This is a genomic window from Levilactobacillus sp. (genome assembly GCF_022646225.1).
In the GTDB taxonomy this organism is placed as follows: domain Bacteria; phylum Bacillota; class Bacilli; order Lactobacillales; family Lactobacillaceae; genus Levilactobacillus; species Levilactobacillus suantsaiihabitans.
Genome location: NZ_JALCJA010000004.1, coordinates 89,957 through 105,836 on the forward strand (window position 1 = coordinate 89,957; position 15,880 = coordinate 105,836).

A 15,880-nucleotide genomic window follows, 5' to 3' on the forward strand; every position below is an offset into this window, starting at 1 on the left:
TGGTGCTATGCAAATGACGCAGGGATGGGGGTCTTGGTTGATTGACCTGGAAGTTCGGTGGCAACGCAATCGTCAGATCACGGCGATTCGCCAAACGTTGCGGCTGAGCTTCCCGTTTGTCTTGTTGGGGAGCCTCGCCCAGTTCGTTGATGAGTCCTGGCTCCAGACGAATGGCTACTACTACCAGACGCTGCACGTGGCCAAATGGCTGTTCCAACTGCGGGCCTTGCGCGAGTATCTACGGCTGATCAGTGCCGGGACACTGGGGTTGATGGCGATGTTCATGGCCTTTGGCGTGAGCTTTTATTTGGTCGCCCCTAGCACCGAGCGGACAGCCGACCGGTTATTGGCCGGGATCACGGCCGTCATCAGTTTAAAATTTTTCAACGTCAGTCGCGGGTCGGTCCTGAGCCTGCAACCCGTGAAATGGGTATCGACCAACCTGGGCTTGACCGGCATCCTCATGGGGCTGCTGGTCGGCTTATTAGTCGGCAATACCTACCGGTGGGGACTGGCCCGGCAACAGCGCGCTGCGGACAGCCTCGGTGCCATGTTTGGCATCACCAGTAGTTGGGTGCTGGGCGCCGCGTTACTGGGCCTGTTGTGGATCAGCACGCAGACGGTCAGTCCCAATGCCGCCTTCGTCGGGCTGTTGCGGGCACCACTCCAGTTGCCGCAGGTCTTGTTGGGCTTACTGGGTGTCAGTGCTCTCACCAGCGTCTATCAGTGGCTGGGAGTCTTGGGACCCTTGACCATCAGCGGTCAGAGCATGATCACCACCCAAAACCTGGCCGCCGTCTTGGACCATCGTGGCTGGCAGGTGCCGCATCCCCTCACGCTACACACCATCGTCAATGTCTATGCCCAATTCGGCGGGAGCGGCATGTTGCTGGGGTTGTTGTTCGCCATCTTCTTGACCCGCGGCGCCTGCCGGCAACAGCGCGTGGCGTGGTTGAGTCTGATTCCCACGCTGGGCAACGTGGGCGCACCACTGATGGTGGGCGTCCCCGTCGTGCTCAGTCCGCTCCTGGGGATTCCGCTGTTGTTGGCGCCACTAGCGACCATTAGTGTCAGCTGGCTTTGCGTGCGTCTGGCCTGGGTGCCGGCCGTGGCCTATCCGTTAGCGACTGGGACACCGGGGCCGTTGTTGGCCTATCTGGGCACGGGGGGCAGTTGGTCGGCGCTGTTGTTGGCGCTGGTCGATCTGGCCATCAGTACCGCCATTTATTACCCGTTCGTCAAATGGCATCGCTTGGCCCAGCTGAAAGAAGGAGGCGCGCACGATGAAGCCTAAATTTTGGGTCCTTTTGGGCCTGTTGTTGCTGGCGTGTCTGCCCGGTTTCTGGTGGCGGCCGCACCAAGAAGCGGTGGTTCGTGCCCAGTATCGCAGTGAGTTGGACCCCATCATCTTGGTGCCGGGGTCTAGTGCGACGCAGAATCGGTTCAACGCGCTAGTCAAGGAACTCAACCATGAGACGAACACGACCCACAGCCTGTTGCGGGTGGAGGTCATGACCGATGGTACCTTGAAATACAGTGGCACGCTGGCTGCGGGGGATGACCACCCATTTATCGTGGTCGGCTTTCAGGACCGTCACGACGGCTACGCCAACATCGTCAAACAGGCCAAATGGTTCACGATTGCCTTTAAGAAGCTGCAGGCCACGTACCATTTCAATCATTTCTCAGCTATGGGGCACTCGAACGGCGGGTTGGTCTTGACCCTCTTTATGGAAAATGACCTGGCTGCCACCCAGACGCACGCCGATAAACTCATGACGATTGCGGCGCCGTTCAACCTGGAGGAGGCCGACCCCGACGTGGACACGCCGATGTTTAAACTGCTCGAAGCCGGGCGCCAACGCCTGCCCAAAAATCTGATTGTCTATTCGATCGCCGGTAGCAAGACCTTTACCGGCGATGGTATCGTGCCGTTTGACAGCGTTAACCGCGGCAAGTATCTGTTCCAAGACCAGGTCAAGGGGTTCACGCAGATCACGGTGACCGGCGCCAACGCCAACCACGCTGATCTGCCCGAAAACCAGCAAATCGTCGGCCTAATGCGACAAGATATCTTGCCGTAGGGACTGGTTTAGCAGGTATCTTTCTATACGCGAGACCACACCCCCGAGAAAATTCCCGGGCGTTGTGGGGAAAACGGTTTATTTCACTAGCCGAGACGAGTAAACTAGAGTTACTAGGAAATTCATGGAGGCTAACAACGAATGATCAAGATGATTGCGCTCGATTTAGATGAGACGCTACTCAATACGGACAAAACCATTAGTGACGCCAACGCCGCGGCGCTACGGCGGTTGCACGACGCCGGGATCAAGGTGGTCTTGTGTACCGGTCGGCCCATCAATGCGATTTGGGGCTACCTCGAACAGCTGGGTTTGACGACCGCGGAGGACTACACGATTACCTTTAACGGGGCGCTCGTGATTCAAAACACGACTAAGGAAGCCCTGGCGCAAAGTGGCCTGAGTCGCAACGACTTCAAGCAGTTGCACGCCTTCGCCCACGAACACGGCTACCCCTTAGACGTGTTGGACTTTGAGCAGGTCTACCCCTTGTCAGATCTAACGCCATCGGTTTATCAACAAATGTTAAAGGCCCCGATGACCTTTACACCGACCGCTTTTGCCGACTTGCCGGACCATCTCTTCAGTAAGGCCGTCATGGCGACCGACCCGGCCACGTTAGACGCCGCGGTCGCCGCCTTGACGCCGGAAATGCACGCGCAATACCACGTGGTCCGGTCACAGCCCAAGATTTTGGAATTCTTGGCCGCCGACATGGATAAGGCGGTTGGGTTGGGCCAACTGTTGACGCATTTTGGCTGGGACTTCAGCAATCTGATGGCCTTTGGCGATGCCGAAAACGACCTGGGCATGATCAAGGCCGCCGGTGATGGCGTGGCGATGTTGAACGGGCAGCCGGCAATCAAGGCCGCTGCCAACCACATCACACCAAAAGTCAATAATGAGGCAGGAGTTGCGGCATATCTGCAACAAACCTTCGGCGAACGTCTAAGCTAAGAGAGCGGACACTTGCTATTTTGACGATGTAATGGCACTATTAAATGTGTATAGGATAAATCTTAAGGAGGATTATGGCATGAAACGTTTGATGGTTAAACTCGGATTGGTTGTACTGGCAGCAGGGACCCTGGGTGGGGTGGCTGCGCCAAGTGTGGCCAGCGCTAGCACCAAGAAGACACCGACCTTCACGAACACTGATTTGAAACGCTACTATAAGAACGCCAAGTCAAAGACAGCCTTTTACTTCAAGACCTATAAGTCCAATGGCAAGACGGGGACGCTGCTGATTTTCGGTGATTTTAATGGCAACAACGCCAACGTCAAATATGGGGTGCCAACCTCCATTAAGCTTAACAAGACTGGCAAGACGTTGACGACGAAGTACAAGCTGATCGAATTCAAGACGACTGAAAACAAGACGACCACGTCACTGACCAAGAAGGCCTACACCTTCAAGCTGACGAAGAAGTCCAGCACCACCTTCAGTACCAAGGTCACCGGGTCCAAATTAAACCGGCGCCTGGCAACCAGTGGCAAGTCGGTCACCTACTCCAAGGTCAAGAAGAGCCCAGCTTCTGCTTACGCCAAGAAGTACGTCAAGCCAGCATTGCAAAAGAAGTACACCAAGATCTTTAACAGTTCCACGGAATTGACCGCTGCACAAAAGAAGCAATACGCTACGCAATACACGAACAACGCGGTTAAGACCATGATCAATAACTTTAACTACAAGTCATAATTATAAAAAGACTGTCCCGCCGATGAAGTGGGGCAGTCTTTTACTGTAGCGCCACCAGCGCGGCCTGGAATCACTGAATGCAGGACACAATAAAACGCCGACTCACCAGTTAAGCGAGTCGGCGTTTTTACCGTGCATAAAATTACTTGTTGTTCTTGAATAAAGTCGTCAAGTAGTCCATGAAGACCTTGAGGTAACGGTCCTTGTCGACCATGACAGAAACCTTGACGTTGGTTGGTTCGTTCAAGCGGTTGTCGTCACCGATCGTCCGGCCATAAGTTTCCTTGTTGTAGTTTACGACCATGTTCAAGTCGATCGTCGTAACGAAGCTAGGGTCCAAAGCCACCCCAACAGCCAGTGGGTCATGCAATGCACAGCCACCCAGGTTGTCGTTGAATTGCTTGTAGGCTTCGATGTAGTAGTCTACGATGTCGGCAAATTTTTCACCGGCAACGGTCCCGAGGTCACGCCATTGTTGGGTTTCCTTCTTGGTCAAGAGGGTCCGCAGTGTGACATCCAAGCCGACCATCGTTGAGTGCAGTGGGCTGGTCAAAACGGCGTTGGCTGCTTCGGCATCTTGGTTGATGTTGGCTTCAGCAAATGGGGTAACGTTCCCAGGCATGGTCAAGGCACCACCCATGAAGGTCATGTTTCCGATTTCGTTGGCAATTTCTGGGGCCTTCTTCAAGGCAGCGGCCAGGTTGGTCATTGGGCCGGTTGGCACTAAGGTCAGGTCCTTGCCGTATTTGTGGGCAGCTTCGATTAAGAAATCAACACCGGATTCCTTTTCAAGTGGCCGCGTTGGTTCTGGCAGTTCCACTTCACCGATCCCGTTTTGACCGTGAATGTTTGCACTAACTTCCATCCGGTCGAAGTGATCAGAGGTTGAGGAGTGACTTTCGCCTAAGTATACGGGGATGTCAGTGTGACCCAACAATTCCAAAATCTTCAACGCGTTCTTGCCGCCTTCTTCAACGACCACGTTGCCGTAAGAACCAACGATCCCGATTAAGTCAACATCAGGTGCACCTAATGCGTAAGCGATTGCAAGAGAATCGTCAATCCCAGTATCCAAGTCCAAAATCATTTTACGTTTTGCCATGATAAGAGTGTCTCCCCTTTGAGTAAAGTTTTAGGTTAAATTCCATCTTTAACTATAATGTAACTGGTTACATTTAGCAAGCTCACGTCGTCACCAAGTTGAAGCAAATAGCCGTTCACGGTAAAATGAAGAGGCTAACTGAGCGGTCAAGTTGACCCCTCATGAGGCGCTCGGAAGGGCTTGAGTAAAGCGTTTTACGCACCCGTGTATCGCTGTTTAAATCGCTTACATCAACCGTGATTGCCGTCATCAAAAAAATTTTAAATTTTTTACACACCGGTGGCCGGCCCCCCCAGTTGGGGCGGGTCACCGGGTCAAAGAGGGGGGCCAGCTATGGCCAAATCTGTTAATAAATTAGCGAAGAAACGCTTCGAGTATCACAACCATTTACTTGATGATGCGACGAAGGAAATGAATGAGTGGACAGGAGAGAACAAGGTGGTCGAGATTCACCTGTTCCAAATGTTCTCCGAGGTCTTCAAACACCACGATCTGGACGATGCCGAGGCGTTGTTTATCGTGGGCACGCGGGAAACCACGCCATCACTGGAAGCCGTCTCGGCGGCTCCGGTCAAGCCGTGGTTATTCTCGCGGGTCTTCGCGTTGCTGGGAGCCAGCTTCGTATTGCTGGCGATGCTATTTCTGGTCTTTCGCAGTAACAACGCCGTGCCGGGGATGATCTTCATCGGTTCGTTGACCGTGCCGTTTGCGTTGCTGATCATGTTCTTTGAGATCAACGTCTTTCGCAACATCTCAGTCTATCAATTAATGACGGTCTTTTTAGTTGGTGGCATCCTATCGCTGATTGCGACCATGATTCTCTACTCGTTGATTCCGTCCGGTAACGGGACCTCGTGGGAATCAGCGTTGATCGTTGGCTTCATCGAAGAGACCGCCAAGATGCTGGTGATTGCTTACTTCATCAACCGGTTCCACCTGAATTACATCTTTAATGGGCTGTTGGTGGGGGCGGCCATCGGGGCGGGGTTTGCCGTATTTGAAACGGCCGGCTACACCGGGCAATATGGTCTGGTCACGCTGTTGATGCGCAGCTGGCAGGCTATCGGCACCCACACGATTTGGTCCGCCATCATGGGCGCGGCGATTATTTTGGCCAAGGAACGCCATCAGCCGGTGACCGGGAGTAACATGGTCGCGCCGAAATTTCTGCGGTTCTACCTGCTGGCGATTGCCCTGCACGCCATCTGGGATTGGAACGCGCCGTTTGCCTTATTGGATATTTTATACCTGCAACAGTGGGTTCTGATTGCCGTGGGCTGGGTCGCCATCTTCGTGCTGATCAACGCCGGTTTGCGCGAGGCCCGAACGCTGCAGGGCCAACGCATTTTAAAGGCCACTCAGCTAGGCGGATAGAGGTAGCGGATTAGCCGCACGTCTAGCGCCGGGTTCTCGTGGAGCAGGGAGTGTTGCGTGTCCCAGACGGGCCCGGAAATGGTCGCAAATTGGTAGCGGCCGACGTGCCCCGCGACCAGGTGGCGCAGTGGGGTGACGGTTTTTACGGGCACCTCGCTGTCGTTAGCGGTGCGGCCAATCACACCAGCCAGGTTCAAAATCTGGAGCTGTGGGTAGTGGTCGCGCAACCGCGTGCGGCCGGGGAAGTCGGCACCCACCATAGCGATGCGCCGCACGGTCACCGGCGCCGGCGCGTGGTCGGCCAGGTAGTCGTAGGCAATCGTGCCGCCCGAGGAATGCCCGACCAAATTGACCCGCGTCACGCCATAACGCCGGTGGAGCTGGGTCAAGACGGTCGTCAGCTGACGGGCCTGCCGGTGCGGGTGGGTATTATCGGCGAAAATGACCGGGACCAGCGGATTGTTGGCCGCCACCCGCCGCCGTTGGTGCCAGTTCACGTGGCCGTTCCAGGAAACCCGCGCGGTCAGGGCAAAGGTGCCCACGTGGGGCCGGTCCAAGCTGGTCACCATGCTGCGCAGCGATAACCACGCGCCGTGGGTCCCCGGCAAAAAGAGGGTGGCCGTGCGCGTTTGCGGCACCCGCACCGACCGCAACACGTCCCAGCGGTCGTTCCACCAACCTCCTAAGCTTCCCAAGACTAAAAGTGTCGTTAACAATACGGTGAGTCCGCGACGGTGTTTCACAGTGGCCACCTCCCAAACAAGATTGGAGCAGATCAAATGACAGAGACTTATGATATCACGATTATTGGTGGCGGCCCGGCCGGGATGTTCGCCGCCTTTTACGCCGGCATGAACAACGCCAAGACTCAGCTGGTCGAAAGCCTCGCTGAACTCGGCGGCCAGGTCAACGCCTTGTATCCGGAGAAAACGATTCTAGACGTCGCTGGTTTTCCGGCCGTCAGTGGCCGAGACCTGATTGCGAACCAGCAACGGCAACTGGACCAATTTCCGTTGACCATCAAGACGGGCCAAGCGGTCACCAACGTCACGGCTACTGATGACGGGTTTGCCATCACCACCGCGGCTGGGACGACGCAGAGCCGCGCCGTGATCATTGCGGTCGGCAACGGTGCCTTTACTCCCCGAAAACTCAATGTGACCAACGCCGCTGACTTTGAAGGCAGTCACCTATTTTACAGCGTCCGCGACCTGGAACATTTCCGCGGCCACGACGTCATGGTGGCCGGCGGGGGCGACGCGGCCATCGACCAGGCCTTGATGCTGGAGAAGGTGGCTAAATCGGTCACGCTGCTGCACCGCCGCGACCAATTCCGAGGCTTACCGCACATGGTCGACCTGTTGCGGGCCTCCTCGGTGACCGTGCAGACGCCGTACTTGATTCGCGACCTGCAGGCGACCAGCGATGACCGCTTAGCCGTGACCTTGAAACAAGTCGGTTCGTCAGCTGAAATGGCTCAAGTGACGGTCGATGATTTGGTCGTCAGCTACGGCTTTACGGCGGACCACCACGTGTTAGATGCCTGGGACGTTGACTTGGCGGAGGACCACCGGCTGATTGCGGTGGATTCGACCATGGCCACCAGCGTGCCCGGCATCTACGCGATTGGCGACGGCGTTAGCTATCCAGGCAAACAGCCGCTGATTGCGACGGGGTATGGTGAGGCGCCAGTAGCGGTGCGCGACATCATGACGCGCTACTTCCCGGACCGCCGCGGCCCCGTCCACAGCACCTCACTGTCTGACCAACACTAATTTGGTGGTTGGCGACTGTGGTGCAGGTTGGCCGCCTTACCGTTACGCGAAATCAGCGCCAGAACGCGGTGGCGGATAGGTCGAGCCAAAGGGCGGTCTCGACCTTCGCTTTGAGCCGAAGCCCGCGTCTCAAAGACGCCGTTCCCTAACCGGCAAGGGGCACCGCTAAGGGAATCCCACGGCTGAGCGCTGTTTCGCTCCACTCTCGGCTACGATTAGTGGTTGACCGCCACTACTTGTGTTGGTCAGCCAGTAGGACTGCTTATCCGGAGATTCGCGGATAAGCGTAGCGGTTGACTGGTACTGCCGATGAAGGCGACAGCCAACAACATTAATTCCCCAGTCTGTCCATCTCTAACAATAGAAGTTTTTCTTACAAACGCAAAGAAGCTGTTCGGCCAATCGTTAAGATTGAACGGACAGCTTCTTTATTAATTTAGAAATCGATGTTGTGTTGACGGATGCATTGTTTGTGCGCAAAGTTACTTCCCGCTAGTGTCATCCTGGTTGGTAATCTTGATCCGGTTGGAATCAGTCGTCTTGTGGCCCAGCTCAGGTGCATCCGTCTTGTAGAACGGTTGCGTAGACTTGTCGCCATTGCGGGAGAAGAGGCTGGTTGATTTCAGACCTAACTTCTTCTCGATCTTTTCTTCTTTTTGCAGCCCATCGGAATAGTTGTAATCGGACGGGTCGACGGCCTTGAAGCCCTTGGGATGGTAGAAGCGCAACAGGTTCTTTTGGTTCAGCGAATCGGAATCGCTGAGCCCCTGATTGACGTGCTTTTGCATGGCGTTGATCAGTTTTTGTTGCTGCTTGGTTGGGTGAATCTCCTCTTGGGTCTTGTTGCTGTAAACTGTACCGTCGATCGACGTGTACTCGGGGCTGACCCAATCGCGGTTACGGAACGCCACGACCGGGTTGTGGGCCTTGGAGAACAGGTCGGTCCCGAACTGGATGTACTTCTTGGTGTTCATGCCCATCAGGTGCATCAGCGTCGGCAGCACGTCGATTTCGCCGCCATAGGTGTGTTCGATCTTGCCCTTCTTGTAGCCGGGCATGTTAAACATTAGCGGTACCCGTTGGAGCTGGGCATTGTCGTAGTCGTTCCAGTCATCCGGGTTAACGCCGAGCAGTTTGGCCAGGCTCTTGTTCGAGGAATTGGAAATGCCGTAGTGGTCCCCGTAGATCATGACCAGCGAATTCTTGGCCAGCCCGGATTTCTTCAGGTAGGCGTAAAATTCCTTGATGGATTGGTCGAGGTAGTGGGCGGTCTTGAAGTAGTTGTCGACCGTCTTATCCCCGGTGTTAGGCGTCTTGAAGCTGGAATCTTCGCTGTCCAGGGTGAACGGGAAGTGGTTGGTGACGGTCAGGTATTTCACGTAAAATGGCTGCTGGAGATGCTGCAGGTATTTTACGGAATCGTTGAACAACAGCTTATCCTTGAGGCCGTAACCCAGCGACTTGTCCCCAGACGTGTCGTAGTAGCTGGCATCGAAGAAGTACTGGTAGCCCAGGTTCTTGTAGGTGCTACTACGGTTCCAGAAGCTGGCGACGTTGCCGTGGAAGACCGCGGTGCTGTAGCCGGCCTGATCAAAGATGGCGGGCGCCGCCTGGAAGGTGTTGTCATTGCCCAGTTGGGTGAACAGCGAGCCTTGCGACAGGCCGTACGTCCCGGTCTCCAGCATGGTCTCGGCATCGGACGTCTTGCCTTGGCCGACCTCATGGAAGAAGTTGTCGAAGCTGTAGGTCGATTTGCTCTTGTACAGCTTGTTCAAAAATGGCGTGACCTCTTGGCCGTTTATCTTCTTATTGATCAGGAATTGTTGGAAACTCTCCAGGTGAATGATGATGACGTTTTTGCCCTTTGCCACCCCGTAGAGCTTCTTGTTCGGCGCGGCATAATTTTTGTGGACGTATTTTAAAATACCACTGAGCTCGGATTTCTTGGCGTGCGAGCGCAATTCACTGGTGTGCTGCGACTTGATGCCGTCGTACACGGTGAAGGCGTCCAGCCCCAGGTACTTGACCACGTAGGTGCGATCAAAGGTCCGCGTCAACAGTTGCGGCCGGTCCATTTCGCCCATGGTCAGGTTGACCGTGAAGAGCAATAGGGCGCTCGACGTGACGGCCAGTCCGACGCGCTTGTTCAGTGGCCGCGGGTCGATGTAGATGCGCCGCGTGGCCATCAAGACCAGCACCACCACGAGATCCAGCCAATACAGAATGTCGTGCGGCGAGGTCAGGGCCAGCGAGCTCCCCGACAGTCCCTGGTCGACCTTAGAGTAGCCCAGCATCGTACTAACAGTCATGAAGTCCGTGAATTCCCGGAAGTAAATGACGTTGATATACAGCAACAGGGTGTTCAGGATGTCGATCAGAAATAAAAACGGGTAGAAGAAGCGGGCGCGTTTGAAGTATAGCGCCAACCCGAAGAGCAGGATGGTCGTTGCTAGGGGATTCAAGAGCAGGATCAGGAATTGAAACGGGTCGCTGAGTCCTAGCTTGAAGTCGACGAAATAGGCGACCAAGGTCTTCAGCCAAAACAAGATGACCATCAGGGTGACAAAGCCCATCCGGGTCCCAGTTCTGGCCCATATTTTTTTGAAACGTTCCACGTTCGTTCGCTCCTTCTGTGCAGATAAAGTAGTCTCATTTTACCATAGATCCAGCCATGATGGTGATCGGGGCTGGTGGGGCAGTCAGATGACGGGGCAATTGGTTTCTACTATCATATAAACACGTCCGCTGACCGGGTAAAAAACCCCGTATTTGCCTAATGGTAGCAAACTTTGGCAGTCACGACGGGGTTTTCTTAGAAGTTTAGGAAAACTTTAAGTCAGGCTGGAAAATTGTAACCGCTATCGCAGTATCTTTGGTACACTAGAGGTATATTCAGATGAAAGGTGTGACTAGATTATGACGAAACAACTCACGCTGTACGTGGTCCGTCACGGGCAAACGTATTTTAACATCTACAATAAACTTCAAGGTTGGAGTAATTCACCCCTGACCGAAGCGGGTATCGCGGATGCGGAAGGGGCTGGCAAACGGCTCGCAGACGTGCAATTTGCGGCAGCCTACTGCAGTGACACGACCCGCGCGGAACAGACGGCTAAGACCATTTTAGCTGCCAACCATTCCCAACCGGCCGCGCAATTGACCACGGCGTCTTTCTTTAGAGAAGAGTTCTACGGTTATTACGAAGGCACGGACATGGCCCAGGCCTGGTACGTTGCCGGCGCGCCACATGGGGTACCCTCATTTAAGGCGATTGAAGAAAAATACTCGATTGGCAAGGCCAAGGACTTCTTGAAGGAAGCCGACCCGTTTCGTCAAGCCGAAAACAACGATGAATACTGGGCGCGGGTAGACCAAGGCTTTGACCTGATTCGCCACAACCCGGACCTCAACGACGGCGACAACGTCTTGATGATCAGTCACGGCAATACGCTGCTGAGCCTGATGGAACGCTACGGTCAAGGCAAGTACGATCTCAGCGTGCGGCCCGCCAATGGTAGTGTGACCAAATTATTATTAACGCCTGATGATATTCAGGTATTAAGCTACAACCAAAAAGATTAAGCGAGGATGGTTTGATGGAAATTAGAATGGCTTGGGGTAAATTGAATCCGGTCTTTAAGGATGCCCTGCAGATGCGTAAGGATGTTTTTATTGAAGAGCAGGGGATTGACCCGAAAGTAGAGCTGGACGGGACCGACGAGGATAAGATGCACTACGTTGGCTATGTGGATGATGAACCCGTCACCACGGCTAGAATCGACATGCTGGCCGGCAACCGGGTGAAGATCCAGCGGGTGGCCACGGTCGCTGACCAACGCAAGCACGGCTACGCAGCGGAATTGATCAAGCAAATCATCAAGGACGCCAAGAAGTCAGACGTGGCCCACGTCGAGCTGGATGCCCAGCTAACGGCCATGGATTTCTACAAAGAACTCGGCTTTGAACCTATCGGCGAACCGTTTGAAGAAGCTGGCATTCAGCATCAGACGGTGCGGTATGCGGGAAAATAAGTTAGCTATATTGTAAAGAGGAGAGCGGAAGCGGTTGCCTTGGGGCGGACGTTTCAGCTATGTATGGAGTGAAAGGAGCCTGGAAGGTTTGTCCCAGGCTCCTTTTTGCACACAAAAAAACACGCTACCACCGGCCTCTAGCCAGTGCGTAACGTGTCATATTTTTTACGTTCAGATGAATTCATGAGGTGTTTACTGAACGGGTTACCAGTTAATTAATCAGCGTTAGACGTGTTCACCCGAGCGTAACCAACAGCGTGCCACCATGGCGCGTGAACGGCTTCGCGAACGACCCCGCGGTTTTGGGCGTCGATCATCTTGCCCTTACCGATGTACATCCCGACGTGGGAGATGGAGTAGGCACTACCACCGAAGAAGACCAAATCACCCTTCTTGATGTTCTTGTAGCTGACGTGCTTGTAAGCATTGTATTGGGCTTGTGCAGTCCGTGGTAAAGTAACGCTGGCACCTTTCTTGTAGATGTAGCTGGTAAAGCCAGAGCAGTCAAATGCAGAAGGACCAGTGGCACCGTAAACGTAACGGGCACCTAAGTGTGACTTGGCCACCTTGTAGATAGACGTGAAGTCACTTTTGGTAGCGGCCGAAGCGGTCGTGGTGTTGCTAGCATTAAAAGCGAAAAAGCCAACGAAAACTAAAGCACTTGCTGCGATTGTTTTAATAAATTTTTTCATCCTAATAAACACCCCTCATGAATTTTACAAGTTCTAGAATAGCAATGTAATATGACAAACATGTAACAAGCCAGTTGCAGAGCTGTTAAATGTCTTAAACAAATCATTACTTTTGCCCATAAATGAGTGATTGGGGGGTAAAATTTGCTATTAGCTCACATTATTGGTAACTTAGTTTACATAAGCGTTAAGGGGAGGAACTGAGTAAATGGCACAATTTTCAAATGAAGCGCGGCAATATTTCGATGTTCAACGCCTAGTCTTTCGCATCGGGGAGCTGGCGTCCATGACAGAAGTCTCAGCGCGACAGTTACGGTACTGGGAAAAGAAGGGGCTGATCTCCGCCCGTGAACGTGACGACGGCCAACAGGCGCGTGTGTACACGTTTAAGACGTTCGTGCGGGTCACGCTGATCAAATATTTCTTGGATGAAGGCTTCACGTTAGCTGGCGCCGCCAAGCAGGCAGATAAGCGCCAGGACCGGATGAAATACATTCACCACTTTGTGACGGCGGGGCTGAAGGGCTTCGCCAAGGTCGACGGGGAGATGGCCTTGAATCTGGGTGCCTTTGATGCCGAGCAAACGCTGCTAGCCATCGTGCCGGATGAGGGGCCGATTCGCTACCGGTTATTGCCCAACGCGGAGGCCCAGCGGCTGGTACAGGCGGAGCCAGAATAGTCATTTGAGTTGCTTGATATAGGCGGGTACAAACAGTCATTTCCCAATCAGAAATGGCTATTTTTTTGCCCTATTGCATGTATCGGCCAGATAGATTATACTAGGCAAGCAGAAAAGAGGGAACAGTGTGTACGAATTATTTGTGTTAGGGCAACTGATGGACCACGATATGGCGGGCTATCAGCTGCGTAAGGCCCTGGTCACCGTGGTCGGGCAGGAACAAACCGTCAGTTACGGCGTGTTGTACCCGCTGCTGGACCGGCTGAATCGGGCCGGTGACATTGTCTTGGCTAGCGGCGCGGGCTCGCGGTCCAAACGGGCGGCCACGTTGACTGCCCAGGGACGCGCGCATTTTCAACGGCTAGTCTTACGACCGGTCACCATCAATAAGCAAGCGCAACTGGCCTTTCAGATTAAATGTAATTTTTTACATCTTCTCGACGCGGCGGGGCAACAGACTGTGTTACGCGACTTCCAGGCCTTTAGTCAGGCGCAACTGGTCAATTTAGCGGCGGTCCGGGCGTATTTAACGGATCACCCCCGAATGGTCCCACTGGATGTCGTCGATGCCCTGGGCGTCAATGAGCTACAACAATTACGGGCGCAGGCACAGGCCGACTGGATCGCCGCTCGCCTGGCAGATTTGGATAAGGGAGCGAATTTGAAATGAACGTTAAAACCTTTGCGGATGATCCGCAGATTCAAAAGCACCGCTGGTGGATCCTAGTGGCCGTGTGCCTCTTCACCTTCATGTCAACGCTGGATGCCAGCATCGTCAATATTGCCCTGCCCGTCATGAGTCGTGACCTGCACATCCCCATGAACCAAGCGGAGTGGGTCGTGTCGATCTACCTGATCGTCATCTGCGCCTTGCTGCTGGTCTTCGGTAAGCTGGGGGATACGCGCGGCAAGATTCGCATCTTTAAAATGGGCTCGGTCCTGTTCATTCTGGGTTCCCTGATGTGTGGGTTCAGCGCGGGCCTGGCCTTCCTGTTGGTCGCGCGGGCACTTCAAGCCGTGGGAGCCGCCATGACCATGGCCACCAACAACGGCATCATTACCGAAGTCTTTCCGTTCAGTGAACGGGGACGGGCGCTGGGGATGATTGGGTCCTTCGTGGCCCTCGGCAGTATTGCCGGACCTGGCGTCGGCGGTCTCATCTTGGCCCACCTCCATTGGGGCTACATCTTCTGGATCAACGTGCCGGTCGGGGTGGTGGCTTGGTTCATCGGCCAACGCATCCTGCCGCGCGACATCACGGTGACCCGCGCGCCCATCGACCGGGCAGGGGCCAGCTTATTTGCCGTCATCATGGTCAGCCTGTTTGCCGCGGTCTTTATCGGCCAAGAAATCGGCTTCACGCAACCCCTCATCTTGGGACTGTTCGTCATCGGCATCGTGGCTTTGGTGGTCTTTGTCCGATTGGAGCTGCGGGTGGATGATCCGATCTTAGCGCTGCAATTATTTAAAAATAAACGCTTCAGCATCAGCATTCTTTGCGCCTTTCTTATCTTCGTGGCCAACTTCTTCTTCAACGTGATTGCGCCGTTCTATCTGGAAAATGCCCGGGGGATGGCGGCCAATTACGCCGGCTACGCACTGATGACTTTTCCCATCGTCCAAGTCGTCGTGGCGCCGATTGCTGGGACGGTGTCTGATAAGATTGGGCCGGAACTCCTGACGTTTATCGGGCTGGTCCTCATCTCCATCAGTCAAGTCGGCTACATTTTGGCCAACCTGGGCACACCGCTGTGGATCTTCATGTTCTTCATCGGGTTGGTCGGCCTGGGGAATGGTATCTTCATGTCGCCCAACAACTCGATCGTCATGAGTTCCGTGCCGGTCCAAAACCTGGGTGTCGCGGGCGGTATCAACGCCTTGGCCCGGGAGCTGGGCATGATCATCGGTATCTCCATTGCGACCACGGTCCTGTTCAGCGCCATGAGTCACTACGCCGGGCGCCGGGTCACGGCGTACCTGCCGGCGCATCCGGAGATCTTTATCGCCGGCATGCGTGTGGCTTTCATGGTCTCGTTGGCCATTTGTCTGGTGGCCACGGTCATCACGGGCTGGCGACTCTTCCGCCGTCCAGCCCGGAGCTAACCCTGGGCGTGGTGGAGCCAGCTGTCTCAGCCTACAGCGCGGGACGACTTGAGAGACTGGCGGGTTTTGCCAGGCTCTCAAGCGAACCGGAAGACTGCTTTTCAGGCTGGAGGTGTTTCCCAGAGCAGGCGAAATCCCGGCTGTCGTAGGTGCCTGGTTTCCTCAGCTTTAGGTGTCAGAACACCACTGCTCTGGTAATCTACGCGTCAATGCTACTTTCAACCCTTTTTAGACCCACGCAAAACGACTGCAGCTTCGGTGAGTAACCGGCGTGCAGTCGTTTTTAGTCTGCCGTGATCGGGGCCTGAGCGGGGCTGGGGCGCGTCCTAACTGGTGGGGGA

The 15,880-nt window shown here is 54.6% G+C and carries 15 protein-coding genes; 11 read left to right on the plus strand and 4 right to left on the minus strand.

Annotated features, from left to right (window positions below; translation table 11 throughout):
* Window positions 1-7 precede the first annotated feature (7 nt).
* The 4 genes from LKH74_RS07360 to LKH74_RS07375 all read left to right on the plus strand — a co-directional run bounded on the left by LKH74_RS07360 (window position 8) and on the right by LKH74_RS07375 (window position 3,783).
* Window positions 8-1,294 (plus strand): PTS transporter subunit EIIC, encoded by a 1,287-nt coding sequence (locus LKH74_RS07360; RefSeq protein WP_287708113.1) that lies wholly within the window; start codon window positions 8-10, stop codon window positions 1,292-1,294.
* Complete coding sequence (locus LKH74_RS07365) at window positions 1,284-2,084, plus strand: alpha/beta hydrolase (protein WP_287708114.1); 801 nt, start codon at window positions 1,284-1,286, stop codon at window positions 2,082-2,084. The genes LKH74_RS07360 and LKH74_RS07365 overlap by 11 nt, the downstream gene beginning before the upstream one ends.
* A 141-nt stretch (window positions 2,085-2,225) precedes the next feature.
* Entirely contained in the window at window positions 2,226-3,041 is an 816-nt protein-coding gene (locus tag LKH74_RS07370; protein ID WP_135366804.1) for a Cof-type HAD-IIB family hydrolase, read from the plus strand.
* A 79-nt stretch (window positions 3,042-3,120) separates the two neighbouring features.
* Window positions 3,121-3,783, plus strand: coding sequence for a hypothetical protein (locus LKH74_RS07375; protein ID WP_287708115.1), 663 nt, complete (start codon window positions 3,121-3,123; stop codon window positions 3,781-3,783).
* A gap of 142 nt (window positions 3,784-3,925) precedes the next feature.
* Here LKH74_RS07375 and LKH74_RS07380 read toward each other — a convergent pair whose 3' ends face one another.
* Entirely contained in the window at window positions 3,926-4,885 is a 960-nt protein-coding gene (locus LKH74_RS07380) for a nucleoside hydrolase (RefSeq protein WP_135366802.1), read from the minus strand.
* 333 nt (window positions 4,886-5,218) lie between these two features.
* Between LKH74_RS07380 and LKH74_RS07385 the strand changes: the two genes are divergently transcribed.
* Complete coding sequence (locus LKH74_RS07385; RefSeq protein WP_135366801.1) at window positions 5,219-6,259, plus strand: PrsW family intramembrane metalloprotease; 1,041 nt, start codon at window positions 5,219-5,221, stop codon at window positions 6,257-6,259.
* Here the strand turns inward: LKH74_RS07385 and LKH74_RS07390 are convergent.
* Window positions 6,244-7,002, minus strand: coding sequence for an alpha/beta fold hydrolase (locus LKH74_RS07390; protein ID WP_287708116.1), 759 nt, complete (start codon window positions 7,000-7,002; stop codon window positions 6,244-6,246). The genes LKH74_RS07385 and LKH74_RS07390 overlap by 16 nt on opposite strands.
* A 36-nt stretch (window positions 7,003-7,038) precedes the next feature.
* Between LKH74_RS07390 and LKH74_RS07395 the strand changes: the two genes are divergently transcribed.
* Window positions 7,039-8,034: an NAD(P)/FAD-dependent oxidoreductase gene (locus LKH74_RS07395; RefSeq protein ID WP_287708117.1), complete on the plus strand. Its 996-nt coding sequence runs from the start codon at window positions 7,039-7,041 to the stop codon at window positions 8,032-8,034.
* A gap of 482 nt (window positions 8,035-8,516) precedes the next feature.
* On the opposite strand, the gene LKH74_RS07400 is transcribed toward LKH74_RS07395, so the two are convergent.
* Window positions 8,517-10,607 (minus strand): LTA synthase family protein, encoded by a 2,091-nt coding sequence (locus LKH74_RS07400; RefSeq protein WP_287708293.1) that lies wholly within the window; start codon window positions 10,605-10,607, stop codon window positions 8,517-8,519.
* 343 nt (window positions 10,608-10,950) lie between these two features.
* On the opposite strand from LKH74_RS07400, the gene LKH74_RS07405 reads away from it, so the two are divergent.
* Both LKH74_RS07405 and LKH74_RS07410 read left to right on the plus strand, forming a co-directional pair.
* Window positions 10,951-11,616 carry a histidine phosphatase family protein gene (locus LKH74_RS07405; protein WP_135366798.1) on the plus strand — a complete coding sequence of 222 codons (666 nt, stop codon included), beginning with the start codon at window positions 10,951-10,953 and terminating at the stop codon, window positions 11,614-11,616.
* Window positions 11,617-11,630: 14 nt separating this feature from the next.
* Window positions 11,631-12,065, plus strand: a complete 435-nt coding sequence (locus LKH74_RS07410) for a GNAT family N-acetyltransferase (protein ID WP_135366797.1) — start codon at window positions 11,631-11,633, stop codon at window positions 12,063-12,065.
* Between the two features lie 215 nt (window positions 12,066-12,280).
* Here LKH74_RS07410 and LKH74_RS07415 read toward each other — a convergent pair whose 3' ends face one another.
* Complete coding sequence (locus tag LKH74_RS07415; protein ID WP_287708118.1) at window positions 12,281-12,757, minus strand: C40 family peptidase; 477 nt, start codon at window positions 12,755-12,757, stop codon at window positions 12,281-12,283.
* Window positions 12,758-12,965: 208 nt separating this feature from the next.
* Here LKH74_RS07415 and LKH74_RS07420 point away from each other — a divergent pair, with 208 nt between their 5' ends.
* From LKH74_RS07420 to LKH74_RS07430, 3 genes are all read left to right on the plus strand, one after another.
* Complete coding sequence (locus tag LKH74_RS07420; protein ID WP_287708119.1) at window positions 12,966-13,436, plus strand: MerR family transcriptional regulator; 471 nt, start codon at window positions 12,966-12,968, stop codon at window positions 13,434-13,436.
* 127 nt (window positions 13,437-13,563) lie between these two features.
* On the plus strand, window positions 13,564-14,106 hold the full coding sequence (locus tag LKH74_RS07425; protein ID WP_135366793.1) for a PadR family transcriptional regulator: 543 nt from the start codon (window positions 13,564-13,566) through the stop codon (window positions 14,104-14,106).
* Window positions 14,103-15,539 carry an MFS transporter gene (locus LKH74_RS07430; RefSeq protein WP_287708121.1) on the plus strand — a complete coding sequence of 479 codons (1,437 nt, stop codon included), beginning with the start codon at window positions 14,103-14,105 and terminating at the stop codon, window positions 15,537-15,539. The genes LKH74_RS07425 and LKH74_RS07430 overlap by 4 nt, the downstream gene beginning before the upstream one ends.
* Window positions 15,540-15,880: the final 341 nt, after the last annotated feature.